Raw genomic sequence first — 646 nt, 5'->3', positions numbered from 1 at the left:
ACTATGACTATGGCTATGACTATGGCTATGCCCCACCCCAAGCCAGCCATCGCTCTTCTCCGAGCCAGCGAAGGCGAGGGTCAACTGCTTGGCGGCGATGCCTTGCTTCATGACGGGCACGACGCCCATCTCGAAGTCGTCGAACGGCAGCCGTTGCAGATGCGCGACGATATAGTCGAGGTCGGCGCCCGCATCGATGAGCGCGGCCAGCGCCATGTCGCCAGCGATGCCGGAGACGCAGTCGATATAGAGATGCTTGCCCATCAGCGGTCCGCCTCCTTCACCAACTGCAGGATCGTGCTCGCATAATACGCTGCGCCGAAGCCGTTGTCGATGTTCATGACGGCGACACCAGCGGCACAGGAGGTCATCATCGCCAGCATCGGCGTGACGCCCTGCATATGCGCGCCATAGCCGACCGAGGTCGGCACGGCCACCACGGGACGACGCACCATACCGCCGACGACGCTCGCCAGCGCGCCTTCCATGCCTGCGACGACGATGACGACATGCGCCCGGCGGATCTCCTCGCGGTAGGCGAGCAGTCGGTCGATACCGGCGACGCCGACATCGTAGATGCGCTGCACCGTACAGCCCATCCACTCTGCCGTCTGCGCCGCTTCCTCGGCGACCGGGATGTCGCTGG

2 protein-coding genes are annotated in these 646 nt (G+C 64.6%); both read right to left on the bottom strand.

Translation table 11 applies throughout. The features are described from left to right. A partial coding sequence (gene larC / locus PA598K_RS35405) for a nickel insertion protein (RefSeq protein ID WP_128661325.1) occupies window positions 1–264 on the bottom strand: 264 nt, incomplete at its 3' end. Further along, a partial coding sequence (gene larB, locus PA598K_RS35400; RefSeq protein WP_128661324.1) for a nickel pincer cofactor biosynthesis protein LarB occupies window positions 264–646 on the bottom strand: 383 nt, incomplete at its 5' end. The genes larB and larC, both read right to left, overlap by 1 nt.

This window comes from Paenibacillus sp. 598K (assembly GCF_003851045.1).
Lineage (GTDB): Bacteria > Bacillota > Bacilli > Paenibacillales > Paenibacillaceae > Paenibacillus_D.
Note: the sequence above shows the minus strand (reverse complement) of the source record. Positions and strands in the feature narration are given on the sequence as shown.